The sequence below is a fragment of the Mesorhizobium sp. Z1-4 genome, from assembly GCF_004000235.1.
Lineage (GTDB): Bacteria > Pseudomonadota > Alphaproteobacteria > Rhizobiales > Rhizobiaceae > RCIO01.
The window spans coordinates 268520-295021 of the sequence record NZ_RCIO01000001.1 but is presented as its reverse complement, the minus strand read 5'-3'; the positions used below and the strand labels follow the sequence as shown (position 1 = coordinate 295021).

20 protein-coding genes are annotated in these 26502 nt (G+C 60.8%); 12 read left to right on the top strand and 8 right to left on the bottom strand.

The features are described from left to right. Nucleotides 1-186 precede the first annotated feature (186 nt). From EP165_RS01425 to EP165_RS01405, 5 genes are all read left to right on the top strand, one after another. Entirely contained in the window at nt 187-1506 is a 1320-nt protein-coding gene (locus EP165_RS01425) for an extracellular solute-binding protein (RefSeq protein ID WP_127519773.1), read from the top strand. Between the two features lie 138 nt (nt 1507-1644). After that, nucleotides 1645-2538, top strand: coding sequence for a carbohydrate ABC transporter permease (locus tag EP165_RS01420; protein ID WP_127519772.1), 894 nt, complete (start codon nt 1645-1647; stop codon nt 2536-2538). Next, entirely contained in the window at nt 2535-3362 is an 828-nt protein-coding gene (locus tag EP165_RS01415) for a carbohydrate ABC transporter permease (RefSeq protein ID WP_127519771.1), read from the top strand. The genes EP165_RS01420 and EP165_RS01415 overlap by 4 nt, the downstream gene beginning before the upstream one ends. A gap of 4 nt (nt 3363-3366) precedes the next feature. Next, complete coding sequence (locus tag EP165_RS01410) at nt 3367-6537, top strand: alpha-mannosidase (RefSeq protein WP_127519770.1); 3171 nt, start codon at nt 3367-3369, stop codon at nt 6535-6537. Between the two features lie 10 nt (nt 6538-6547). Then, on the top strand, nt 6548-7615 hold the full coding sequence (locus tag EP165_RS01405) for an ABC transporter ATP-binding protein (protein ID WP_127519769.1): 1068 nt from the start codon (nt 6548-6550) through the stop codon (nt 7613-7615). Nucleotides 7616-7725: 110 nt separating this feature from the next. On the opposite strand, the gene EP165_RS01400 is transcribed toward EP165_RS01405, so the two are convergent. The 8 genes from EP165_RS01400 to EP165_RS01365 all read right to left on the bottom strand — a co-directional run bounded on the left by EP165_RS01400 (nt 7726) and on the right by EP165_RS01365 (nt 17825). Next, nucleotides 7726-8712 carry a LacI family DNA-binding transcriptional regulator gene (locus EP165_RS01400; protein ID WP_164742924.1) on the bottom strand — a complete coding sequence of 329 codons (987 nt, stop codon included), beginning with the start codon at nt 8710-8712 and terminating at the stop codon, nt 7726-7728. Nucleotides 8713-9215: 503 nt separating this feature from the next. Next, nucleotides 9216-10700: a mannitol dehydrogenase family protein gene (locus EP165_RS01395; protein WP_127519767.1), complete on the bottom strand. Its 1485-nt coding sequence runs from the start codon at nt 10698-10700 to the stop codon at nt 9216-9218. Between the two features lie 68 nt (nt 10701-10768). Beyond that, complete coding sequence (locus tag EP165_RS01390) at nt 10769-12250, bottom strand: sulfatase family protein (protein ID WP_127519766.1); 1482 nt, start codon at nt 12248-12250, stop codon at nt 10769-10771. A 17-nt stretch (nt 12251-12267) separates the two neighbouring features. Then, nucleotides 12268-13350 (bottom strand): ABC transporter ATP-binding protein, encoded by a 1083-nt coding sequence (locus EP165_RS01385; protein ID WP_127519765.1) that lies wholly within the window; start codon nt 13348-13350, stop codon nt 12268-12270. A 48-nt stretch (nt 13351-13398) separates the two neighbouring features. Then, nucleotides 13399-14226, bottom strand: coding sequence for a carbohydrate ABC transporter permease (locus EP165_RS01380; protein WP_127519764.1), 828 nt, complete (start codon nt 14224-14226; stop codon nt 13399-13401). Then, nucleotides 14223-15140, bottom strand: a complete 918-nt coding sequence (locus EP165_RS01375) for a carbohydrate ABC transporter permease (RefSeq protein WP_127519763.1) — start codon at nt 15138-15140, stop codon at nt 14223-14225. Before EP165_RS01375 ends, EP165_RS01380 begins: the two co-directional genes overlap by 4 nt. Before the next feature lie 87 nt (nt 15141-15227). Further along, complete coding sequence (locus EP165_RS01370; RefSeq protein ID WP_127519762.1) at nt 15228-16571, bottom strand: ABC transporter substrate-binding protein; 1344 nt, start codon at nt 16569-16571, stop codon at nt 15228-15230. Nucleotides 16572-16592: 21 nt separating this feature from the next. Continuing rightward, complete coding sequence (locus tag EP165_RS01365; RefSeq protein WP_164742923.1) at nt 16593-17825, bottom strand: ROK family transcriptional regulator; 1233 nt, start codon at nt 17823-17825, stop codon at nt 16593-16595. Between the two features lie 256 nt (nt 17826-18081). Here EP165_RS01365 and EP165_RS01360 point away from each other — a divergent pair, with 256 nt between their 5' ends. From EP165_RS01360 to EP165_RS01330, 7 genes are all read left to right on the top strand, one after another. Next, complete coding sequence (locus tag EP165_RS01360; protein WP_127519760.1) at nt 18082-19185, top strand: LacI family DNA-binding transcriptional regulator; 1104 nt, start codon at nt 18082-18084, stop codon at nt 19183-19185. 42 nt (nt 19186-19227) lie between these two features. Next, on the top strand, nt 19228-20100 hold the full coding sequence (locus EP165_RS01355) for a carbohydrate ABC transporter permease (RefSeq protein WP_127519759.1): 873 nt from the start codon (nt 19228-19230) through the stop codon (nt 20098-20100). Next, on the top strand, nt 20093-20926 hold the full coding sequence (locus EP165_RS01350) for a carbohydrate ABC transporter permease (protein ID WP_127519758.1): 834 nt from the start codon (nt 20093-20095) through the stop codon (nt 20924-20926). The genes EP165_RS01355 and EP165_RS01350 overlap by 8 nt, the downstream gene beginning before the upstream one ends. 26 nt (nt 20927-20952) lie before the next feature. Then, entirely contained in the window at nt 20953-22251 is a 1299-nt protein-coding gene (locus tag EP165_RS01345) for an ABC transporter substrate-binding protein (protein WP_127519757.1), read from the top strand. A gap of 104 nt (nt 22252-22355) precedes the next feature. Next, entirely contained in the window at nt 22356-23798 is a 1443-nt protein-coding gene (locus tag EP165_RS01340; RefSeq protein WP_127519756.1) for an FAD-dependent oxidoreductase, read from the top strand. A 20-nt stretch (nt 23799-23818) separates the two neighbouring features. Beyond that, the gene (locus tag EP165_RS01335) at nt 23819-25453 is read left to right on the top strand and encodes an FGGY-family carbohydrate kinase (protein ID WP_127519755.1); all 1635 of its coding nucleotides are present in this window, start codon (nt 23819-23821) and stop codon (nt 25451-25453) included. After that, nucleotides 25434-26495 carry an ABC transporter ATP-binding protein gene (locus EP165_RS01330; RefSeq protein ID WP_127519754.1) on the top strand — a complete coding sequence of 354 codons (1062 nt, stop codon included), beginning with the start codon at nt 25434-25436 and terminating at the stop codon, nt 26493-26495. The genes EP165_RS01335 and EP165_RS01330 overlap by 20 nt, the downstream gene beginning before the upstream one ends. The last annotated feature ends 7 nt before the right edge of the window (nt 26496-26502 follow it).

Genomic DNA, 26502 nt, shown 5'->3' with positions numbered 1-26502 from the left:
GGAATTTCGGGTCAAGCGGGCCGATCTGCAGCTGATTTCGCCTTTCGTACAATGTGCATCTTCGACTGCCGCTAAATCTTCAGGTCGATGTACTGGCTCTCCTTGCGCACAAATTGACAGCGCTAGTACAACGTTGTACTAGTCCAAAAAAACGGTTGTGGCAACTCAACTTCTGGGAGGAAGAAAATGCGTAGATTGCTAATTCTCGGCGCAACTGCCCTTACCGCGATAGGCAGTTTCGCTTCGTCGGCGATTGCCGACGTCACCGTCACCTATCCGTCGGGCTGGGAGGAGCTGCTCGAACCCGCTTTCCGCCAGTTTGAAAGCGAGACGGGTGAGAAGGTCGTTTCGGTGGTCGTGCCGAAAGACATCGATCAGCGGCTGGTGGTCGACTTCGCGGGCGGCGCGGCCTCGGACGTCGTCGTCTACGACAGCTACCGCACCTCGGAATACACGGAAAGCGGCTATCTGGCGGACCTGACCGGCTATGTGGGAAACTGGGAGGACTGGCCGCTCTACTTCGGCTCTCTGAAGGAGATATCGACCATCTCCGGCTCCGTGCGTGGCATCCCCAATTACACCGATGTGCGCATGCTCTGGTATAATCGCGCCATATTTGAGCAGGCGGGTATCGAGGAACCGTGGAAGCCGGTTGACTGGAACGAGGTTCTCGACACCGCAGAGAAGATCAAGGCCGCCCTGCCGGAGATTGAGTATCCACTCTATTTCCCCGTCGGAACGAAGATGGGCGAAGCCACGACCATGCAAGGCTTCTACATGGCCCTTCTGGGCGCCGACGCCAGTGAGGGTGGTCGCAACCGTCTGAGAGACTGGAATGAGGGCGTGTGGATCGGCGACAGTCCGGCGATCCGCAAGGTTCTGGGGCTTTACCAGGACATTTTCGTGGAACGTGGTCTTTCCGCCCGCGAGCTCTACTATACCCCGGATGTATGGGGTGACATGCGCCGCGCTTTTGCGGAAGGCAAGATCGGCATTATGGCCAACGGGTCCTGGGAGTACCGCAGCGTTTGGCGTGCTGTCGGGACCGAGAAGACACCTGCGGAAATCGATGCTTTCATGGCCTGGGCACCCTTCCCGGGAGACGGTTCTGAAGGGGCTCCGGAGTTCAGCAACATCTCCGGCGGCTGGAATTTCGGCATCAGCGAACAATCAACCCAGAAAGACGCCGCATGGAAACTCATCGAGACCATTCTGGATGGGCCCAAATACGCCGCCTGGGTGGCCAAGCAGGGCCGTGTAGCCGTGCGCAGGGACGCGCTGGAGGCACCTGAGTACAAAGCCGACGCCTATCTGAGTTCGCTGTCCCCGCTGCTTGAGCGCACGACAGGCCGGGACACTTACCCTGGATACTCATCCGTTTCCGCATTCATTCAGGAAGCCACGGCGGCGATCCTCGACGGGCAGTCGATCGATGATGCCGTCGGCGCCTACCGGACAAGTCTTGAGGACGAGTTCGGCGCGGACGAGGTTAAGGTCATCCAGTAGCGTTCGGATCGCCGCGAACACCCCACGGCCCGACACGGGTCGTGCCGCAAAAAAAACGGCAGGCGCGTTTCGGCGGGCCTGCTCGAAACGGTCCCCTGCGCGCCAATATGAAAACACCATTGAGACAGCGAGAGCACGTTGATCGCCACCTCACACGTCTGGCTCCGCCGCTCAGCGGCACCACTGGTGGTCGGTGCGCTGCCGGCCATTCTTTTCATCATGCTGTTCGGCGTCTATGCGGGCTGGACGATCGCCGTAAGCTTTACCGACCTTGCCCTTCTGGGGCGTAAGGCGATCGAACCCAGTTTCGTCGGCTTCGACAATTATGTGCGGCTCGTAGCGCGCGACGGCTTTCTGGGTGCGGTGTGGACGACCACTGTCTTCACCTTCTTCTCCGCGATCGTCGGCCAGTGTGGCATTGGCTTTCTGCTGGCGGTGATACTCAAGGGTGGAAAAAAGAGACTGCGCGGGATCGTTGAATTCTCGCTGCTTTTCGGCTGGCTTGCACCCGATGTGGTGGCGGCCTTCATGTGGAGCGCGCTTGCGAGCCCTGACGGGCTGCTGAACACGGTAATTCTTCGGCCGCTCGGCTTCGAACGTGTTCATCTTCTCAATCTTTATGCGATGGAACTGGTCGTCATTTCGAACATCTGGAAAGGCACAGCCTGGTCCTACCTCCTGTTTTCTGCCGCGCTCGACACCGTATCCCGTGAAGTGGTGGAGGCTGCCTATGTCGACGGGGCCAATGCCTGGCAGCGCCTGCGATACGTTCTCGTGCCACTGCTCAGGCCGCAAATCGCCACCAATCTCCTGCTTGTGACAATCTGGACCTATGCGTTCTTCTCGCTGATCTGGGCTCTTACCGGCGGCGGCCCCGGCCGGGACACCGAAGTGTTGTCCATCTACATGTACAAACAGGCATTCGAGGTTGGGAAGCTCGGCTATGGTTCTGCGATTGCTATAGCCATGATGCTGATAGTTGCCGGACTTTCGGTTCTGTACGTTCGCCAGGGCAAGGACGCACTCAGATGATTGCCGGGATCAGACCTTCTCCGGCGCGTACCATCTCGGTCAATCTGCTGCTGGGTGCCGTCATCATCGTGTGGCTCAGCCCGATGAGCTGGCTAATCATGACCTCGGTCGACCCCGAGGCTTCGGGAAGTTTCTCTGTTCCAAGCAGGATAAGCCTCGAACATTTCGCAGTCGTCCTCTCGGGCACATCGCTGCGTCAGTTCATCAATTCGCTGGTCATCGCCCTTGCGACGGCCATGCTGACGACGGCGGTCGCCTGTATGGCCGCATATCCGTTCTCACGGCTCAAAATTCCCTACAAGGACACGCTTCTATGGAGCCTGGCGCTGCTGCGCATTCTGCCGTCCACGGCAATCATCATACCGGTGTTTCTGACAGGCCGTGTACTCGGACTTCTCAACGCCGGCGGGGTGGTTCTCATCCTGACCCTGATGAACCTGCCCTTCGCCATTCTTCTGCTGAAGAACTTCTTCGACACGATACCGACCGAGCTTGAGGAGGCGGCCTATATTGAGGGCGCCACCCTGACTCAGAACCTGCTGCACGTTGTTTTTCCCCTTTCGCGCGCGGGTCTGGCCGTCATCTGGTTCATGGCCTTCACCAGCGCATGGAACGAGTTCCTGTTTCCTTTCGTGATGTTGCGAAGCGACCAGGAATTCCCGATGGCCGTGGGTCTTTATGCGGCGTTCGGACAGTATGGAACGACCGACTACGGGTTCCTGACGGCCTATTCGATCATCTACGCCGCACCCGCCGTTCTGGTCTACTTCCTCCTCAAGCGGAATCTGACGACCGGTTTTGCCGGCGTAGGCGTCAAGGGATAACAATATGAACATCGCCAAGCAGCAGGAGAAGCTTCTCCGGTTTCTCAGCGAGCTGCGCGAACATTGCCAATGGCGGGACGGCAGCGCCGTACAATTGCATCATAAATCCACCGAAGCGGGCCAGAACGATGTCCTTGCCGAGGACTGGAGAACCTGGCCGGTCGCGCCCGCAGATCTCGTTTTCGGAGGTACGCGGTGCCACCACTGGTTTGCGGCTGAGATCGTCATGCCAGTCCCCCCCGAGGGCTGCGAACTGTTGCTCATGGTGAACGTACAGAACGACGTTCTTATGGGCCGTACGCAAGGTCAGGGTCTTGTCTGGTTGAACGGCGAGATTCTTCAGGCAGTAGACGGCTACCACGCCGAAATCGTGCCTGGCGACCGGATATGGCCCGGCGAAACCGCCGTCCTGAAGATCAACCACTGCACCGCAGACGATACGCTGCTTTGCGGATATGGGATCGAGACTTTGTGGCGCGATATCGCGGCCACCGCGCTCTACTACGATCTTTCGGTGCCCTTCGAGGTGGCCATACGCCTGCCGGACACCGATCTGCGCAAACATCGCATGTTCGACCTCATTGACCGGGCGCTTTTGGCGCTGGACTTCAGGGACCGCGCCAAATTCTCGACATCGGTTCCGCACGCTGCGGCGATTGCTGCCGGAATCTACGCCATGTCCGACACGGACGACAAACCGACGGCGAGCTGTGTTGGCCACACCCACATAGACGTGGCCTGGCTGTGGCCGGTTTCCCAGACAAGGGAAAAGATGGTGCGCTCCATGGCGACCGCGCTCAAGCTGCTCGACGAAAACGCGGATTTCGTATTCATGTACAACCAGTGCGTTCTGTTCGACTATCTGGAACAGGACGCCCCTGAACTGTTCGCCAGAATCAGGGAGCATGTGAAATCCGGCCGCTTCGAGATCGAAGGCGCAATGTGGCTGGAACCGGATGTCAACATCATCTCCGGCGAATCCATGGTGCGGCAGATCCAGCGCGGCAAGCGCTACCATCGCGATCGTTTCGACATCGACCCGAAAATCCTCTGGTTGCCGGATACCTTCGGCTACTCCGCTGCGCTGCCCCAGATCATGCAGCAGTCCGGCATCGAGTTCCTGGTGACCAGCAAGCTTTCCTGGAACGACACCAATCGCATGCCCTATGACACCTTCTTCTGGCAGGGCATCGACGGCACGAAGGTCAAGGCCTATCTAATCACCACCCAGAAGGACGACGCGCCGACGATCCGCACAAATTACGGGCCGAGCCTCGACGTGTCCTACGTTCAAGGCGCGTGGCAGCGTTACGAGCCGAAGGGCCTGAACGACAACTACCTGATACCCTACGGCCACGGCGACGGCGGCGGCGGCGTCAATCAGCAGATGATCGAGATTGCGCGCCGAATGGAGCGCGGCATCCCCGGAAGCCCGAAGCTGAAATTCGAAGGCATCGCACCATTCCTGGAACGGTTGGGAAGTGCCATGGACGCGAACCAGCCGCGGTTTCCGGAATGGGTGGGCGAGCTTTACCTCGAATACCATCGCGGCACCCTGACATCCGTTGCACGCAACAAGCTCAAGAACCGCCTGGCCGAAAACCGCATGAAGGAGCTGGAACTGCTTCAGTCGCTCCTGCGCCTGATCGATCCCGAGGCGGATTCGGGCCTCGGGCAAATGTCCGAGTTCTGGCGCATCGTCCTTTTGAATCAGTTCCACGACATTCTGCCGGGAACCTCGATCCGCGAGGTCTATGAAGACAGCGACCGCGATTATGAAGCGCTTTTCTCGAACACGCAGGCGCTTTTGCACCGTCAACTCCCGCTACTGACCGACGCTCCGCTCGCCGTGATCAACGCGACCGGCACGGCGCGCGATGGAGAGCTGGCGGCAATCCCGGTCGAGCTGATGGACGGGAAGAACAGGGTGGCGACGCCGCAAGGCGAATTGCCGGCGCAGCAGATCACCCGCGCCGATGGAACGACGGCGTTTCTGGCACCTTTGCCATCGGTTGCGCCGCTCGGTCTGACGGGCCTTGCGCCCGTCGCGGGACCGGACGCGACGCCCAATTGGTCGTCGGATCTCTCAGTGAGCGAGCGCTTGCTGGAGAATGGAAAGCTGCGTGTGGTCTTCAACGATGCCGGCGAGATCATCTCGCTCTACGACCGGCAGCTCGAACGCGAGATGCTGGAACCCGGCGGGCGGGCGAATGAACTGACGGCTTTCGAGGACAAGCCGGTCAACTGGGACGCCTGGGATATCGACTGGTATTTCGACCAGAAGAGCTGGCCGATCGATACGCTGACACGGTTCGAGATCGCGGAGGACGGTCCGTACCGCGCGGCGCTCCGGATCGAGCGTGTCTACAACGCCTCGCGCATTGTCCAGATTGTCTCGCTGGCCCACGATGCCGACACGATCGAGTTGGACACATTCGTGGACTGGAAGGAAAGTCAGACAGTCCTCAAGGCTGGGTTCGATTTTGCGCTCTCCACCAGCCAGGTTCACTCGGAGATCCAGTTCGGGCATGTCACGCGCGCCTCCCATGCCAATACCAGTTGGGACTGGGCGCGGTTCGAGGCGAGCATGCACCGCTGGGTCGCACGCGCCGAGCCGGAACTCGCCATCGGGCTGATCAACGACTGCAAATATGGTTATGACGCGCGTGGAGGCAGGCTGCGGCTCACCCTGATAAAATCGGCGGTCCACCCTCTTGCCGATGCCGATCGCGAGACCCACAGGATACGCTACGGCATAACAGTCGCACGCGGGGCCTCACCTCTCGAACGCGTTGCACGCGCAGCAGAGGCATTCAGCCATCCATTGCAGGCATTCCCCGCCGTGGCCACTGGGCATCCTCGTTCTGCGCCGACCGTCGCACAGGTAGCAGCCACAAATGGCATTCTCAGATGCGATGCGTCCAACATCGCCATTCACGCCGTTCTGCCCGGCGAGAACAAGGACGAGATCATCGTCCGCTTTGTCGAGGATGGAAACCGACCCGTCACCGTCGCGGTAGAGACGCAATTTCCCATCGCAAGGGCACGCCGGATCGATCTCCTGAACCGCCAGATATCCGATCTTGTACTGGATGGAGACCGAACGCTCCACCTCACATTCAGGCCGTTTGAGATTCAGACACTCGCTTTCACCGCGATGCGCGACGGAAACTGAAGGAAATTCAATGGCTCTTCTCCAGGCGCGGCACTTCTGCAAGGATTTCGGGGCGGTCAATGTGATCCCCGATCTGAGTATTGATATTCAGGAAGGCGACTTCACCGTTCTGGTCGGGCCTTCGGGCTGCGGCAAATCCACACTTCTGCGGATGATAGCCGGTCTCGAAGATATCACGCGCGGAGAGCTTCTCATCGACGGGCGGCTGGCCAACGATCTGCACCCGCGCGAGCGTGGCATTTCCATGGTCTTTCAATCCTACGCGCTCTATCCGCATATGAGCGTTAGCGAGAATATCGGCTTCGGGCTGAAGCTGGAGGGTTGCAGCAAGGCCGAAATCAAGCAGCGTGTCGGCGATGTCGCCGACGCTTTGCAGCTGGGAGAGTTGCTACACCGGAGGCCGGCACAGCTTTCAGGCGGACAGCGCCAGAGGGTTGCCATCGGCCGGGCGATCGTTCGCAAGCCCCGCATCATCCTGTTCGACGAGCCACTCTCCAATCTCGATGCAAAGCTGCGCGTCGAGATGCGGATGGAACTGATGAAGTTTCACAGTAACCATGGCATCACGACTATCTATGTCACCCACGATCAAGTGGAGGCGATGACGATGGCCAGCAGGATCGCGGTGATGGAGAAGGGGCAGATCCGTCAGTTCGATACGCCCAAGAAACTGTTCGACGCGCCGACCGATCCTTTTGTCGCCGGCTTTATTGGCTCGCCACAAATGAACCTTTTCGAAGTCAGCAAAGTCGATGGCAAGACGCTTGTCACCAAAGAGGGAGCCACGATCAGCTTTGCTGGCCTTTCATCGGACAGGATAGGCCATGCAGCCACGATCGGCGTGCGGCCGGAGCATGTCAGCATTGGCGGGAAAGAGGGTGAACTGGCATTCATGGCGCGGGTCGACCTGATCGAGAATCTGGGCGATGAGAGCATCGTCCATCTCGTTTCCGGCACACAGAAGATCACGGCGCGCGCGTTCTATGGAGCCGAGTGCAGGGTCGACCAGGAGGTCCGGCTGGGTTTCAGGGAAGCGAATACCCACATGTTCGACCAGGCTGGCCAGCGCCTGGCATAGCAGCACGTACCCGACCTTCCAAGGCGACCCAGCGGGTATCGGACCGATCCCATTTATCCCTGCGAAGCTGGAACAACCGTCGATCGTGGGTTTCCAGTTGGCGCCTTCGGCTATTCCTGCCGCCAACTGAAAACGGGCGCGCCCACAATTTGCAGATCTTCCGCCGGCTCGCCATCGATACTGCGTAGTAGGAACCGGGCGAGCACGCGCCCGGCCTCCATAAGATCCTCTGAGACCGTCTCGACGCGCGGGTGGCAAAAGTCGAGTATGGAAGACGTCTTGCGGGAAACGATGTCGATGTCCCTGCCGATCTCCACACCGGCTCCGTGCAGCGCATCGACCATGGCCAGCGTGCCGACGTCGCTCGAGGAGATGATGCCGTCCGGCAGCCTGTCTGCACGCGCGGCGTCGCAAATCGCCTGATGCAGAGCTGCTGCGTATGGGGAAACGCCCGAGCTGGGAAATACTTGTCCGATCTCTACACCCGTTTCTGACGCGGCGCGCTCCAGACCGGCCAAGGTGTGCTCCAGATAGGTGAGGCCCGTGGAACCCGACGTGTATGCCAGCCTTTGGCGTCCCTTGGCGGCAAGCCTGCGGGCCGCGAAATACGCAAAGCTCTCATTGTCGAAATCGTAATAGGGATGTTGGGGCTGCAGCGCCGTGCGACCGTGGGTGACAAACGGAAACCCCATTTCCATGAGCAGCCGCGCCCGGACATCCTGCGGTGAGGTGTTGGTGAAGATTATTCCATCCGCGCGCCGCATCGCAGCGATGCCGCGAAACAGCCTGACTTCGTTCATGCCCTTGAATACCGGCGTCAAGGAGAGTTCATAACGTGTCCCGCTCAGTTCCGAAGCAACACCGGACACAATCTGGCGCTCGAAATCCGAAATATCCTCCGAATGATCGAAGGCTACCGTGATCGTGTAGGTTTTTCCCGTACGCAGACCAACGCCCGAACGGTCCGGACGATAGCCGATCTCATTGGCGACCTGACGAATGCGCTGAACGGTCTCGGCGCTGAAATTACCGTCACCCCGCAGGGCTTTGGATACCGTCGTGATCGCCAGCCCCGTCCTTTCGGCGATCGACTTCAAAGTCGGGCGATTTCCGACCGTGCCTGTTCGCTTATGCTGCGCCATGGCGGCCTTGGGTCTGGTTTCCTGGAGAGGCGGTCACACGCTCAAACGACCGAGCGGCCGCGCGCATTCAGGTTCCAAAGAACTTAATGCATGGCAAACCCGAGGTCTAGCATTCGTGGGCGCAGGCCGACTGCGAAAGCCGGCTTTGATTGAAGGCTACCATTTGAGGCTACACATTGGGCCAACGGACCGGATTGGCGTTCGAGGAATAGGCGCTGATCGGCCCACTTCCACCTACTGAACGAGATGTTCGATCCTGGGCTTTGATGGCGCATTCCAGAAGGAGTCGGCTGCAATGAACAAGGCCGCGGGCGGTTCGGCCTTCGCCGCGTTCATGGGCTTGGACGGATCTGACCAGAGTCGACAAGGCAAATTACGCATGCCCGCGCGCTCCGGATCATAGGTTGCGAGCAAGACATCTTGCCGACTCCCGCGCAGTCGTGGAGCTGGAGAACATGTTAATAGCGTCTGCCGGGTTCGGCCAGATAGGTCTGCAAGGTTGCGCGCGTGCCTTCACGCCATACCATGGTCAGCGCAGCCGCAAACGCTCCCAAAAATCGGCTGTCCTGCCCCAATGAGCCGTAGATGTCGTCCATGGCCAGCCAATTGGCGGGGTTGTCCTTCGACAGTCTTGCCCGGGCGGTCAGGCGGTCCCAATTGGGGTCGTTGGGCGCTATCACGTTTCCCGCATCTGTCGTTCCGCAGCAATATCGGCACCAGAATGCCGAAACAAGCGCCAGTCCTTCGATCGATGCGTTGTCGCGCAGGCGGTCGCGCAATGACGGTAGAATGAACTTCGGCTGTCGGTTCGAACCATCAAGGCACAGACGGGATATTGTGTCGCCAATTCTCGGGTTGGCGAAGCGCTGCTCGATCAATCGACAGTAGTCTGCCAGATCGGTGTCAGGCACGGGCGGCACCACAGGAATGATTTCGTCACATGTCACCCGATGAAGGAATTGCCGTATCAACGGATCATTCATCGCATCATGAACGAAATGGATGTCCATGAGCGCCGCCGGGTAGGCGATGGTGGCATGCCCCCCGTTGAGAATACGGATTTTCATCAGCTCGAATGGCTCGACATCGGGTACGAACTGGACGCCGACCTTTTCCAGCGCCGGCCGGCCAGCCGGAAAATGATCTTCTAGCACCCACTGCCGGAACTCCTCGCAAAAAACCGGCGCTGCATCTTCAATGCCGAACTCGCGGCTTACGATTGCGCGCTCGCGGTCCGATGTTGCGGGCGTGATGCGATCCACCATCCCGCTGGGAAAAGCCACATTGGCGACGATCCACTCGGCCATTTCGGAATCCATCAACCGGGCCAATCCGACAACGGCGTCGCGAGTTACGCGGCCGTTTCCCGGGATATTGTCGCATGATACAACCGTAAACGCCGCAATTCCTGCATCCCTGCGTGCTCTGAGGCCCAGATAGATGAGGCCAAAAACCGTTCGGCAGTCTTCGGGATTGCGGGCGTCTGCGAGAATTTCGGGGTGGGTCGGATCGAATTGTTGCGTTGTCGAGTCGATATAATACCCTCCCTCGGTCACCGTCAGCGATACGATGCGGATTTTTGGGTCGGCAAGCTGCCTGACCACCTGGGCCGTCTCGCCGGGTGTGATCATGCCGATCATTACGCTCGTTACTCGGGCACGAGCCGCTGACGCGTCCTGCTCGACCACGGTGCTCAGAAAATCCTGGTTCTCTAGTGCTGATTTCATCTTGAGGTCTTCGGTGCGAGTGCCTGCACCGATGACAGCCCAGTCATGGTCGAGACCGGCATTGAACAAATCGTCTAGATAGACGCTCTGGTGTGCCCGATGGAAATTGCCCACACCGAAATGGACGATGCCTGCTGAAAGACTCCGCTGCGCATAGGTAGGGACGCTCGCGGTTGCCGCTATCGTGTCGAGATTGTCCAAGGAAAGCCGGGTCATGGAAGCTCCAAAAATGATCGGCCGATCTGTGCGCCGCTGCCGAAACTATCGGTTCGGGGAAATTCCGCTCAGTAGCTTGCCACCCGCACCGGCCCAGGCTCACTTGCCAGCATCATTGCGTCAAAGTGTTTCGCTATCAGGCGGCATCTGAGCTCGGCAAAGTCCGGGCTTTCCCATAGGTCGTTCAGCTCCTGAGGATCCTGCTGGAGATCGTAGAGTTCCCCAAGGTCGACGCCGTGATAGATGCAAAGCTTGTAACGGCCATCGAAATACATCGTCGCTCGGCTCTTGCGCCCCTCCGGCAAACCGAGTGCGTCGAAATACTCGCAAAGAACATGCGACTTGTGGCGGTCTGCCGGCAGGACGCCGCTCAACAAGGGGTAAAGCGATCTTCCTTGCATACCCAACGGCTCGGGCAGGCCGGCGGCCTCGAGTAGCGTCTGGGGGATATCCACCAATTCAACCAATGCCCGCGAGATCACCCCGTCCCTGATTTTTTCGGGCCACGAGAACATCATCGGCACCCTGGTCAGGCCTTCGTAGAACCGGCATCCCTTGTATATCAGGCCGTGATCGCCGAGCAGTTCGCCGTGATCGCTCATGAACAGGACAATCGTGTCGCCACGCTGGCCTGTCAGGTCCAGTTCGTCCATCAGTTCGCCCACCATGTCGTCGATGAAGGCGATCATGGCGTGGTAGCAGGCCTGTATCTGCTTGGCGTCATAGATGTCGGGTGGAGTATCATGTGTCGCCGAGGCATCGCGCTCAGGCGTGCCTTCATAAAGTTGATTATCCGGGTCTCCGCGCCGTGGGTCGATAGCCACGCGCGCCTGCTGGTCCACATCCACGAAACGTTGCTGATGGGCGATGTCGCTTTCGGCGAAAATCGGACCGGGCATTTTATTGCGGTCAAACTTTTTCAGGTATTCCAACGGCGGATCAAAGGGCGGATGGGGATCGAAAAGATTCATGCTCAGGAACCACGGTTTTCCCTTGTGCCGCCTGATAAAGGACTTCGCGCGATCGCCGGCCCATCTGGTCTGGTGCAGATTGCTATCGACACCGGCCCCATAGGCGCGAGACGGATCGTAGATAGCAGCAGCATCTATGCCCTTGTCTTTCAGCCAATCGTGATAGTCGTGCTTTTCGGGCCAATCAGGATCGGGATGATGGCTCCAGTAAAATTCATCATACCCGTCGTCTATTGGACGCTCCTCGACAACGCCTTCGGCACGGGACAGATGTAGTTTGCCGATCAAGCCGGTACGGTAGCCGGCATCTCGAAACAATTTTGGAACGAGTGTGGTGTGGTTGGGAAATCCCGCATTGCCGTTTTTGTGAACACCGTGCGCGATGGGGTATTTGCCACTGAGAAACGAGGCGCGGCTCGGTGTGCAGATCGGGCTTTGGCAATATGCGCGATCGAACAGCACGCCCTGCCGCGCGAGCTTGTCGAGATTGGGTGTTCTGGCCCCCGGATGGCCGAGATACGACAAAGTATCCCAGCGCTGCTGATCGGTACAAATCCAGAGAATATTCGGTCTGTTCATTAATGTTGTCTCACGATTCAGAATGCGGGGCCGATGCGGACACCGTCTGCTGCAAAGAAGTGGAGCTTTTCCGTGAGTTTGATGCGAACCGTCTCCCCCCGCTCGATCCTTTTGTCGCCGTCAACGCGCACCACGATCTGCGTGGCGCCTTCGCTGTCGCCTAGGACGAGGCGCAGGATGGTCTCGGCACCCAAGTGCTCGACACCGGTGACCTCAAGGGGCACGCCGGCCTCCGACAATTCGAGGTGTTCTGGACGGATGCCGAGTGTAAAGGTCCGGCCCTCGAGCCGGACGATTTCGTTTTGAAGCGCGGGCGGAACGTCAAGCCTGTGTGGGCCCATATTCACCATCTCGCCGCTCGCGGTCACCTTGATGAAATTCATCGACGGCATGCCGATGAAACCGGCGACGAACTTGTTCACGGGATTTCTGTAGAGCTCGCGAGGCGTTGAGCATTGCTGTAGAACGCCGTCTTTCAACACGGCAACACGGTGTCCCATCGTCATGGCCTCAACCTGGTCGTGAGTGACATAGACGGTGGTAACACCGAGACGTGCCTGCAGGTCGACCATCTGGCTACGTGTCTGGTCGCGTAGCTTAGCATCGAGATTGGAGAGCGGCTCGTCTAGCAGGTAGACCGATGGCTTGCGCACAATGGCACGCCCCATCGCAACGCGCTGGCGCTGTCCGCCCGAAAGGTTTGCTGGGCGGCGATCTATGTACGGTGTCAGCTCCAGCAATTGGGCGACATCGGCGACGCGGCGCTCGATTTCCACCGCCGGCATTTTGGCAAGGCGAAGCGGAAAGCCGATATTTTCGGCGACGGTCATGTGGGGGTAGAGCGCATAGGACTGGAAGACCATCGCAATGTCGCGCTCTTTCGGCTCGAGCTGGTTGACCAGCCGCCCGCCGATTTTCAGTTCACCGCCGGAAATTTCCTCCAGACCTGCGATCATGCGGAGCAGAGTGGATTTCCCGCAGCCAGAAGGCCCGACAAGAACGAGGAACTCGCCATCCTGCACATGTAGATCAAGTTCCGCGAGTGCGGTTACGCCATTGGCGTATGTCTTGGTGATGTTAGTCAGCGAGATATCAGCCATGTTCTTGTCCTCCACCTGTCTGCCGAGCCAATTTAGTTGATGATGGCGTCATCCCTTGACCGCCCCCCCAGTCATGCCGGCGATCATGTAGCGCCGGACGAAGAAGCCGAAGATAATGGCGGGCAGCACGATGAACATGGATGCGGCCGCGATCTTGCCCCACTCGGTTCCCTCGAAGGCCAGGAAATTGACGATCGCAACCGGCAGCGTGATCACCTCGCGCCTGCCCAGGATCAAGGCGAACAGAAATTCGTTCCAGGAGAAGATGAACGCGAGAATTGAACTTGCGAGAATGCCTCCCTTGAGCAGCGGAAGGTCGATCAGGAAGAGAGTCTGCAGAAGGGTCGCGCCATCGATACGCGCTGCTTCGCCCAAATCGTCGGGAATCGCGGCCCAAATCGGCAGCAACATCCAGATGATGAGCGGAACGTTGAAGATTAGGTGCACGAGAATCAGCCCGATATGGGTGTCGAGCAACCCAATTCGGTCATAAAGCACGAAATAGGGCAGCAGGTAGACCATGCCTGGCACCATGCGAAGCAACAGCAAAACCAGCGTGGAATTGCGCCGGAATGGACCCACCATGTTTCGCAGCGCATAGGCAGCGGGCACGGCCACCAGCAGCGACAGGGTAACGGCGCTGACCGAAATAATGACGCTGTTCAGAACGGCGCTAAGAAACTTGCTGTCCCGGAGAATTTCCGAATAGGCGACGAAGGTCGGCTCAAAGAATAACTTGGGAGGGACCGAGAAAGCGTCGATCCGTGTTTTGACCGACAAAGCCGCCAGCCAGAAAAACGGTACCAGAATAACTCCGCCCCAGAATATGGCGAATCCGTATAGTGCGACGACGATACCCTTGCTACGCGGGTTCATAACTTCGCCTCCCGGGGTTGAACATTACCCAGAAGCATCCGGATCGACGGTGCCAGTATGATCAAAAGGATCGCCAGGAAGGTCAAAATGATTGAACTCGCATAGCCGACCTTGAGGAACTCGAACCCGGAGACGAAGGCATAGAAGTTCGTGGTCTCGGTCGAGCCGGCGGGGCCTCCTGCAGTCATCACGTAAATGATGGGAAAGATGGCCAAGCCCTCCATGATCCTGAAGACTATGACAACCAGTGCGGTGTTTTGGAGCAATGGCAGGGTAATGAAGCGGTTCTGCTGTAGCCAGCTGGCTCCATCGATACGCGACGCCTCGTAGAGATCCGAGGGGAAGGTTTGCATCGCGGTGTAAAACATGATCGCCACGAAAGGAGTCCATCCCCATACGGTGGCAATCACTATGGAAATGAGCGCATATGTCGGATCGGCCAACCAGGTAGGGCCGCTGATGCCCAAGAGTGAAAGATAGTAGTTGATGCCCCCCAGTTGCGGGGTGAACAACACTTTCCACATCAGCCCCATCACGATGGGAGGAAAGAACATGGGGACGATAAAGATGACCCTGAGCCACCCCAGCCCGCGCAGCCGTTCATTCATCACCACGGCCAGCAGGAAGCCGAAAAGAAGCTGGAACGGCAGCGGGCCAAAAATAAGGACGGCGCTCTGCCATAGACTGCGGATGAACCGGGGATCGCCGAACAGGTTTATATAGTTATCGAACCAGATAAACCGGGGTCCGCGCACGCTAACATAGGATAGCGAGGTCATACTGATCGCCAAGGAGATCAGCAGAGGAATCACCGTAAGAACGAGGATCAAGGCCAGGGCCGGCAACAGGAACGGCCTGAACGAGCGGTTTCGGCGCTTCCAATATGGTTCGTACAATGCCTGAGATGGGCTCATTGCATTTCTCTGCTGATTTAAGAAACAAGTGATCGCCAGCCGAGCGTGCCCGTGGCGCAAAATCTGACGCCACGGACAGCTGTGGCGTCAGTTGCGATAGCCTTCGGTTTTAAGGATATCGGAGATATCGCGACTTGCCGCCGCTAGGGCTTCGGCAGGGGTCTGCTGACCGATTTCCGCAGCCTGCACAGCCTGTCCCATCCGGTCGCTGATCAGTCCCCATACCGGGATGGGTGGGTAATAATCGGCCGGTGCTACCGCTAGGCTCTGTTGATAGGCAGCGAGAAACGAGCCGCCGCCAAAGTCGAAATTGTACTTTTCGATGAATGCCTCGTTTTCCCAGACTGCGTTGCGCGGTGTCGCCAGGTAGGACGAGTTCTGCGAAATCTTGACCATAGTCTCGGCGCTGGTCGCCCATTCGAGGAACAGATAGGCTGCGTCCGGCGTGTCCGAGGCGGCCGAAATACACAGTCCGTGCGATGCGAAGGATGGCTTGGGGCCGGCGGTGCCGCCGGGTACGACAGCGAAACCGAGATTGCCGGCAACCTTGGATTGTTCCGGATCCAGGATGCGACCTGCAAGTGGCGCGCCGTCGATGGCCATCACCACGTTGCCCTGCTGCATGGCCGTGACAACGTCATCGAAAACAAAGTTGACGGAGCCTTCGGGCGCGTAGCCGCGCTTGAGCGTCACAAAGGTTTCGAGCGCCGATAAAGCTTCGGGGGAATCCACGGTGACGCTAAGGTCATTGGGATAGTCGGCGAAGTAGCGTCCGCCCTCGCCATAAAGGAAAAGATTGAATGTCCAGATATTGCCTGCCGATGATGGTGGGCTGCCACGCAGCGCAATTGCGGGTACTTCGGGTGTGTGGACGCGCTTGGCGACGTCCAGCAGATCCTCGAAGGTTTTCGGCGGTTCAGTGATGCCGGCCTGCTCGAACTTGTCGATCTGGTAATAGAGCATGACGGTGGCAGCGAAGAATGGCAGGCAATATTGATTGCCATCGACGGCCATGCCTTGGAGCGTAGAAGGAATGAAATCGTCGATATCCAGTTGATCCGGGTTGGAAACCGCCGGGTTTCCGAAGTAGTCGCTGACAGGCTTCAACCAGCCATTCTGGACGTAAAGGGGAAGATTGCCGCTTTGAATGCCGACGATGTCGAAGGCACCACTGCCTGAAGCAGATTCGATCTGTGCCTTCTGCCGCGCCGCGGCTTCCGAGAGCGTTTCGATATTGACGTGAATGCCTGTGAGTTCCTCGAACTCGGGCAGGAGTTCTTTCAAGCCGGGAATGAAAGAGATTTCGGCATAGAGCAGGTCGAGGGTCGTCCCCTCGAATTGGCGCAAATCAAAATCCTGTGCTTGCGCTGTGCCGGCTATGCCGGCGGTCGCCAGTATGGTGGCGCCTATCAGTGATCCAATTCGGGTCATGTTTCACTTTCCTCCACATTTTCATATTCCTCCCGCGAACGGGAAGCTGGTCTCCTGGCTCGCTGGCTGATCCCGCGCGATCAGCGGCATCCGGTCGATGATGCCTCCCGGCGCATGCAGGAATTTTTTGAGTTGAAGTGCGGCCGCCCCGTAAGCAATGGCGGTGCTGCCCATACTGGCGACGTGAAGACGATCGCTTAGCCGCCGCTCATCAGCCGCCTCAGGCAGGCGACCGATGTATCTGGACGCCCCTTTCAGATACCAATCGGCCATGAAATCGTGTGAGGCGCCGATCACCACATGTTCGGGGCGCAGGAGCCGATCAACGTCCACCAGTCCGTGGCCGAGATATTCACCGGCCTCAAGCAGGGACTCCCGAGCGAGACTTTCACCTTCGCGCGCCCGCTCGGCTACCCGGGACAGAACGGCTCCGGCGTCTTCCGACAGATCGGCTTTGAGTTCTTGCAGGAGCGCGCGACCGGATGCGTATTGCACTAGGCAACCCTTGCGGCCACAACTACACGGGCGACCATTCATATCTATTGAAACATGTCCCAGTTCGCCGACGCCGCCATGCTCGGTGATCCAGCCCTCACCGCCGGATGTCAGGCCCAACCCGATGCCGGCGTAATCGATCACTACGAATGCAATCGATCTGGGCAGGTAGTCAGGTGTGCGCATCAGGCGCTCTTCGCCGTGAGCGGCTGCAACCGCGCCGATCTGAAGGTCGACGCTGACGCCCCAGGCCTGCTCCAGGCGTTCCACAAGAGGCACGCCGTTGAGCTCGGTGAAGTGGCGTGACCGAAGCATGCCTTTTTGAGGGACGATAGGCCCAACCGAGCCGATACCGATGCCCGCAGTGGGGCTTTCCGACGCGCTCGCGAGTTCCGAGAGAATCGAATCAATGGCATCAAGGATGATCTTGGTCGGCACACCAATCTGTAGCCGACGGCTTGTTGAAGCCATCATGGCTCCGCGTAGATCGATCAGGGCGCCGGTGATCTTCTCGCGACGGATATCGAGCCCAACGAAACTGAGCGCACGGGGGTTGATAGTGAGCAAGATCGGGCGGGGTCCGCCCCGACTCGATGCCTGAGTCCGCTCCGTTTCGAAAACCAGACCTTTCTCAAGCAGCACGCGCACTGCCTTCGAGACGGTGGCTCGGGTCAGGCCAGTCATTTCCGCTATCGAATGGCGCGCCAATTCGCCGTGCCGGTCGACGGAACCCAGGATATGTCCAACGCTCGTATCCAACTTACATCTCCAGATTGAGTTAGTTAATGTCATAAACTTACTAACAAAGCAACCGGTTTTGACGGCTGCGAGGCTCAGGTTACCTGTTCCTATCCAGCAGCGCGCTTCGAGACGCCCTGTCAGCGCCCTAAGCGCGGTGTGTCTTTCGATGAGATCGCGATCGCGGAGAATATCTCCAAACGCCGCATAAAGGCTCTTGCAGGGCTAAGAAGGGAGTGTTAAACGTTTAACAGTAAAACGTTTAACAGGCCGTTCGATGAGCAGCAGGCGCTCGACCATCAAGGATGTCGCGACATTGGCGGGCGTATCCATCGCCACCGTGTCCAACGTGTTTTCCGGCTCCAAGCCTGTGAATGCGAAGTTGCGCGCGCGCGTCGAGAAGGCCGCGCGTGACCTGTCCTACCAGGTTGACCGGGCAGCCTCGCAGCTCCGGTCGGGCCAGACAAAGGTCATCGGCGTGCTGGTGCCGGACCTCGACGACGTCTTCTTCACCTCGCTGGTCTCGCGGCTGGAGGTGCGGGCGCAGCAGGACGGCTACGACGTGATCGTCGCGAGTTCGCGCGACGACCCGGCACTCGAATTGTCGCGTCTGCGTGCGCTACTCGGCTGGCGGCCGTCGGCGTTGGTCGCGGTGCCGTGTACCGACGCGGTGCCGGTGATACTCGCCGACGAGGCGCACCGGCTGCCGATCGTGCTGGCCGACCGCGTCGTTACAGAAGGCGCAATCGCCGACACCGTCACCATCGACAATCGGGAGGCCGGTGAGATCGCCGCTCGCCATCTCCTCGCGATGGGACATCGCGACATTGTCATTGCCGCCTCACACCTGTCGGTCGCGCCGATCCGCGAGCGTATTCAGGGTGCCGACGCCTTCCTGCGACGGAGGACCGGACGGGCGGCGATCGTGGTCGAGCTCGGCTCCAACGGCGAGCGCGGCGCCGAGCACTTCGCCAACTGGCTAGACCGCCACGCGCGCCCGACGGCGGTGCTGGCGCTGACCAACGTCATCACGCTCGCCGTGCTGTCCGCATTCGCGGCGCGCCGCATCGACGTGCCCGAGGACATTTCGATCATCGGCTTCGACGACTATCCGTGGATGAGCGCGCGCAAGACCGCGCTGACCGCCATCCGCCAGCCGGTTGACGCGATGGCACAGGCGATCTGGGAGCGGCTTTTGGCGCGCATCGGCGGCAACGCCGCCGCACCGCAGCCTGTCGTCCTCAACACGTCGCTGCAGGTGCGCGATTCGGTTCGCAACCTCGCCGCCGCCAAGGCCGGGATGGCCGTGGAGACGGCGCTTGGGGTCGAAGACCCGAACGCCGACGAGCAACCCGACGGAGAATTGCCCGCGGTCCACTGACCGGGCGAAACGAAGCGCGAAAGCAGGGACAGGGAGAACCGCTTGCGTACGAGAAGTCTGGCCGAGCTGATGCCGCTGGTCGCTCCGGTTCACATTCTGATCCTGAGCGTCATCGTGCTGCCTTCGATCTTTGTGATCTGGCTCAGCGTGACGGAGTCGACCTACGGGCAGGCGCCGACCTGGGTCGGGCTTGCCAACTACGCGCGTGTGCTGGCCGACCCCGCCTTCCACGGCGCCTTGTGGAACACGGTCGTCATCGTCGTCTTCGCCGTCCACATCGAACTGGCCGTCGGGCTGCTGGTTGCGCTGCTTTTCGCCAGCGGTCTGCTCCTGCGGCGACTACTGCTTGTCGCGGTGCTGGCGCCTTATGCCGTCAGCGAAGTCATCGCCGTCGTCGCTTGGCGCTATTTGTTCGATCCCGATGCTGGGCCGGTGACGCTGGCGCTGCAGGCGATCGGCTTGCCGATCCTCGACTGGTCTTTCGAGCCGGTGCACGCGATGATCCTGATTGGGCTGCTGACGATCTGGCTGCATTTGCCCTTCACCTTCATCATCCTCTATGCCGCGCGGCTAGCTATTCCCTCCGATCTCTACGAGGCCGCGCGAATCGACGGTGCGACGCCGCTGCAGGCATTCCGCCGCGTGACGCTGCCGCTGCTGGGGCCGGCGATCGTGGTGGCACTGCTGTTCCGCTACATCTTCGCCTTCCGCATCTTCTCCGAAGTCTGGCTGCTGACCGGCGGCGGGCCGGCCCGCTCGACCGAGGTGGTGGCGGTCTATCTTTACCAGGAAGCGTTTTCCTACAACGCCTTCGGCACGGCGGCCGCGACAGCATGGATCATGGTGGTTGCATCGCTGCTTCTCGCCGCCGGATATGTGTTCCTGCTGCGCCGGCAGGTGACGTCCAATGCGTAGCGGTCGCATCCTCGTCGTCGCGGGCAAGGCGGTCGCGGTCGCCGCGCTGCTGACATGGTCGCTGGTGCCGATCGCCTTTGTGGTCATGTCGTCGGTTAAGCCGGGGCAGGAAATCTTTGCCGTGCCGACGGTCTATGCATTCGAGCCGACGCTGGAGCACTATGCCGAACTTTGGCGGCGCTGGGGCCAGTTCTTCGACGGGCTGATCGACAGCGCGATCATCACTGCCGGCGCGACTGCGCTGGCAATCATCGCCAGCACCTGCGCAGGCTACGTCTATTCGCGCAATTCCAGCCGCTTCCTGAACGCCAGCGTCATGTTCCTCATCGTCGTGCGGCTGATTCCGCCGATCGTAGTAACGCTGCCGCTGTTCCCGCTGGTTAACATCATGGGGCTGAACGACACCCACATCGTGCTGATGGTGCTCTACGCGACGTTTTTCGTTTCGCTCGGCACGGTGCTGATGCGCACCTTCATCGACCAGATCCCGCGGGAACTCGACGAGGCCGCGCAGATCGACGGAGCCGGTCGGCTGACAATCCTTCGCCGGGTAATCGTGCCGCTGGCGGCACCCGGCATCCTTGCGGTCGCGGTGTTTGTGGTGGTGTTCGCCTGGAACGAGTTCCTGTTCGCCTTCGTCTTCACGGCCACGAAGGCCAAGACCGCGCCGTTGGTGATCTCCGAGATGATCGGCTCCATCGACGGTGTCGACTGGGGAATCCTGTTCGCGGCGTCGACCACGCAGCTCGCGCCGATCCTGATCTTCGTCGTGCTCATGAACCGCTATCTCGTCGCCGGACTGACGGCCGGCGCCACCAAGGGATGAATTATCCGTCTGCAAGGGAGGTACCCATGAAAGACAAGGTTACGTTTGATATCACCAGGCGCGGTTTCCTAGGCACGGCGCTTGGCGGCGCCGCCGCACTGGCCGCAGGTCCGTCCTTCGCCCAGGCCAACACGCTGAACATATTGAGCCATCGCGTGCATCAGGCTGTGCTGATGCCCGACGGCGGCGAGAACCTGCTCGCCGAGTGGAAAAGCGCGCAGGACGCAGAGGCCGCGTTCACCACCTTCGACTCCAACCCGCTGATGGACCGCCTGTTCCGCGAGGCCAGCCTCGGTTCGACCGACTACGGCGTCGGCTACATGGTCGACAACCGTCCGACGTCTGAGATCGCCTCGCTCTTCGAGCCGCTCGACAGCTACCAGAAGGACGATCCGATCGAGGATTTTGGCGACATTGCGCCTGGCCTCGTGCAGGGCATGACGGTCGACGGAAACCTGATCGGCATCCCGGTTCGCCACGCCACGCAGGGCCTGTTCTACAACGAGGCGCTGCTTGAGGAGGCTGGAATTTCCGCCCCGCCGACCACGCTGGAGGAACTGGTCGAGCAGGCCGGCAAGCTGACCTTCACCTCATCGGCCGGCACGCCGGTGACCGGTATGATCCTGGCCAGCGACCTCGCCGTTTTCCCGGTGATGTTCGCCCGTGCCTACGGCGGCGACTTCATCACCAAGGATTTTGAGCTGGTTCCGAGCCCGGAAGCGATGGAGAAGGGGCTCGATACGCTTCGCGGCATGTTCGAGGCCGGCTCGCTGCCGCGCAGCTACGCCACCACCAAGAACGACGACATGGTGACCTGGATTCAGCAGGGCCGCGCCGCCTTCACGGTACTGCCCTTTGCCCGCAACGCCCAGCTCAACAATCCCGAGCAAAGCAAATATCCGGGCAAGATCAAGGCGACCGCCTTCCCCGGTTCGTCGAGCCTGCCATCCGGCACGCCGATGGCCGCGGTCACCGAAGCATGGGCGATGGTGGTGCCGAAGAATGCCGGCGACAAGCAACTCGCCTGGTCCTACATCAAGGAAGTGTCGAGCAAGCGCGTCACCACCGGCATGGCGCTCAACGGCAACGGTCCGGTGCGCGTATCGAGCTATGCCGACCCGGCGCTAATCGAGAAGAATCCGGTCGCCGAGGTGGAAGCAGAGGTGCTGGCCACGGCGCGCGGCGCCTTCCCGCCCTTTCCGGAGGCTGCCCGCGCGCAGGCGACGATGCTGGAGGAGGTGCAGCTGGCCGTCATCGGCCGCAAGCCTGTCAAGGAAGCCGTCGCGGCCATTATAGAGCGGGTCAAACCGCTCATGCCGTCCTGATCCTCCCATAGGACGGACGGCGCATCCGGGCCGGGGCTCGGCCCGGATGGCCAATCTGAAACGAAGCAACATAGTCCATCCGTGGACGCCACGAGGGTATCGAAATGTCCGCCACCGCCGCCCGCTCCATCCAGGAACCGGCCCGCTCCATTCCCGTCGCCGCCGAATATGACGTGCTCGTCGTCGGTGGGGGGCCTTCGGGCCTCACCGCCGCGCTTGCAGCTTCCGAAGACGGCCTGCGCGTCGGCCTTGTCGAAAGCCGCAGCTTCGTCGGCGGCAACATGACGATCGGCCTGCCGGTGCTGGGTTTCCTCGGCCAGAAGGGCAACCAGATCATTGACGGCCTGCCGGAGAAATTCATCTCCCGGCTGCGCCGCGAGCGTGACGGCGCCAGCGAGCACCGCCCATGTCCGCTGCACATGGGCATCACACTTGTCGAGCCGGAGGCGGTGAAGACGACGGCGCTAGAAATGCTGACGGAAGCAGGCGTCGAGGTGCTTTTCTACACCTTCTTTGCCGGCGTCGTGATGGACGGCGACCGTATCGGCGGCATCATTACCGAGAGTAAGAGTGGCCGCCAGGCAATCGTGGCCAAGGTGGTCATCGACTGTACCGGCGACGCCGATGTCGCCTACCGCGCCGGCGTTCCGACCGAAAAGGGCAACGAGCAGGGCGGCATGCAGCCGCCGACGCTGATGTTCTGCCTCGGCGGCGTCGACACCGACAAATTGCGCATGTCCATCGCCAATGCGCCTCCGGAGGCCCGCACCTACCTCACCGATTTCATCCCGGCCGAATATTTCGGCCAGAACCACCAGTTCATCGTGGTCGGCCTGCGCGAACTGATGGCCAAGGCCAAGCAGGAGCGCGGGCTGAAAATCCCCAACGAGCGCACGATCATCATCACCGGCCTTAAGAAGGGCGAGGTGTGGATCAACATGACGCGCGTCAAGGGCACCGACGGCACCGACGCGCGGAGCCTGACCAAGGGTGAGATCGAGGGCCGTGCCCAGATCGACGACATCGTCGCCTATCTGATCGGCTACGTTCCCGGTTTCGAGGGCTCGTATTTCACCAAAACCGCGCCGTTCCTAGGCATACGCGAGACACGCCGCATCGTCGGCCAGTACGTCATGACTCAGGAGGACGTGCTCGCCTGCCGCCACTTCGATGACGCGATCGCCGTTGCCAGCTATCCGATCGACATTCACCGCCCGGCCGACGATGGCTGCACGCTGATCTGGTGCGGCGACTGCTACGACATCCCCTACCGCTCGCTGGTGCCGCAAAAGGTGGAGAATTTGCTGGTCGCCGGCCGCTCCATCTCGGCTACACACGAAGCTATGGGCGCGATCCGCGTGATGGCGACCTGCATGGCGATGGGCGAGGCGGCAGGCCGCGCCGCAAAGATCTCGATCCGGGGCAATCGCGCGCCGGCCGACATCGACATCAGAGAACTGCGCCGCCAGCAGCTGGAGCACGGCGTCTATCTGCGCAATCCGCAAGGCGGCCGCGCAACACCGAACGATCTCGCCCCGGCGGCCTAGGCGAAGCAGGCAAGGCCGCTATGCAACCCTGCTACTTCATAGGCATCGACGTCGGCACGGGCAGCGCCCGCGCCGGTCTATTTGACGCCAGCGGCGCGTTGCTCGCCACGGCGAAGCGCGACATAGCACTATGGCAGGACGGGCCTGGCATCGCCGAGCAGTCGAGCGACGACATCTGGGGCTCGGTCTGTGCGGCAGTGCGCGAGGCGGTGGCGAATGCCGGAGTCGCGCCCGAGACAATCGCCGGCATCGGCATCGACGCGACATGCTCGCTGGTTGTGCTGGGAGACGGTGGCAGGCCGCTCGCGGTCGGTCCGCACGGCGATGACCGGCGCAACATCATCGTGTGGATGGATCACCGCGCCACCGACCAAGCACGGCGCATTAACGCCACGGGCCATAAAGTTCTCGACTATGTTGGCGGAACGATCTCGCCGGAGATGGAAACGCCGAAATTGCTGTGGCTGAAGGAGGAATTGCCGCAGGCGTATCGAGGGGCATGGCAGTTCCTCGACCTCGCGGATTTTCTCACATGGCGCGCGACCGGCAGCCTGGCGCGCTCGATTTGCACCGTGACCTGCAAATGGACCTACCTGGCCCACGAGAGCCGCTGGGACGCGGGCTATTTTCGCCAGATCGGGCTCAGCGATCTCGCCGACCATGATTTCGACCGCGTCGGCACCGAGATCGTGCCGGCCGGGCAAGCGCTTGGTGCCGGCCTGACGCAAGCCGCCGCGGCCGAGCTTGATCTCAGACCTGGCACCGCAGTCGGCGCCGGACTGATTGACGCCCATGCCGGGGGCATCGGCTCCGTTGGTGCGGTCGCCAGATCGACCATGGCTTATGTACTGGGCACATCGGCCTGCACCATGGCATCGAGCACCGAGCCGATCTTCATTCCTGGTGTCTGGGGGCCGTACTTTTCGGCGATGGTGCCCGGCCTGTGGCTCAACGAAGGCGGCCAGTCGAGCGCCGGCGCAGCCATCGAGCAGGCCATCGCCCTGCACCCCGCCGCATCGGAAGCGCGCGCGCTGGCGCAATCACGTGGCATCTCGCTGCCCGACCTTCTGGCCGGCATGGCGGCGGACAGGATGAAGCCCGGGCAGACTGCAGTCGACATTGCGGGCGCGCTAATCGTCGTTCCCGACTTTCTCGGCAACCGCTCGCCCTTCGCCGATCCGGAGGCGAGGGCGCTGATCGCAGGACTCGGGATGGAACGCGATCTCGACAGCCTCGTCGCGCTCTACGTCGCCGCCTTGCTCGGCATCGGCTATGGCCTGCGCCAGATCGTCGAGGCGAGCCGCGCAAGGGGCGCCTCAATTGAGACGATCGCGCTCAGCGGCGGCGCGGGAAGGCATGCGCTGGTGCAGCAATTGCTGGCCGATTGCACCGGCGTCGCCGTCAGCGTCTCACGTCAGAGCGAGCCGGTGCTGCTGGGCGCAGCGATGCTCGGGGCAACGGCCGCCGGGAAGTTCGCCGACCTCCCTTCCGCGATGGCGGCGATGACCGGCAAAGCCGATATCTTCCGTCCGAGCGACGAAACCGCCACCGCACACCAGCGCCGCTTCGAGGCGTTCGCAACGTTGCAGCAGACCGCCCGTTCGCTGCGCAACATCACCACACGGGGAGACCAGCATGGCCGGCCTGCGGCTTGAGAACCTGCGCAAGAAATTCGGCGCGATCGAGATCATCAAGGGCGTCGACCTCGATATCTCTGATGGCGAATTCGTCGTCTTCGTCGGCCCCTCGGGCTGCGGCAAGTCCACGCTGCTGCGTATGATCGCCGGCCTTGAGGACATTACCGCGGGCGACCTGTTCATCGATGGCGCGCGCTGCAACGAGATGGAGCCGCGCGAGCGCGGCATCGCCATGGTCTTCCAGTCCTACGCGCTCTACCCGCATCTGTCCGTGTTCGACAATATGAGCTTCGGGCTCACACTCGACCGGCGGCCCAAGGCCGAGATCGAGGCGCGCGTCCGTGAGGCAGCGCGCATCCTGAAGCTGGAGGAACTGCTGCATCGCCGGCCGGCGCAGCTTTCGGGAGGTCAGCGCCAGCGCGTAGCCATTGGCCGCGCCATTGTGCGCAAGCCATCCGTATTCCTGTTCGACGAGCCGCTGTCCAACCTGGACGCGGCGCTGCGCATGGACATGCGCATGGAGATCGCACGGCTGCACAAGGAGCTCGGCGCGACGATGATCTACGTCACGCATGACCAGGTGGAAGCGATGACGCTGGCCGACAAGATCGTCGTGCTCGATGGCGGCAAGGTGCAGCAGGTCGGTGCACCGATCGAGCTCTACAAGAAGCCGGCAAACCGCTTCGTCGCAGGATTCATTGGCTCGCCGAAGATGAATTTTCTCGACGTGACGGTGACACGGGTCGCCGACGGTTCGGCGCAGGTGGAATCGCCTTCCGTCGCGCCGGTCGCCGTTCAGGCGAGCGGCTTCGCTGCCGGTGACCGTGCCGTGCTCGGCGTGCGGCCGCAGGCACTGCGCGACGGTGGAGCGACGGCGCTAGGGTCGATCAAAGGCCATGTCTCGCTGGTCGAGCGGCTCGGCCACGAGACGATTGTCAGCCTCGACACGGCGTCGGGCGAGCGGGCGCTGGCGGCCATTCCGCAGGACGCGACATACGAGCCGGGCAGCGCCGTGACGTTTGGCTTCGATCCGGGCGCCGCCCACCTGTTCGCGGCCTGATGCCCGG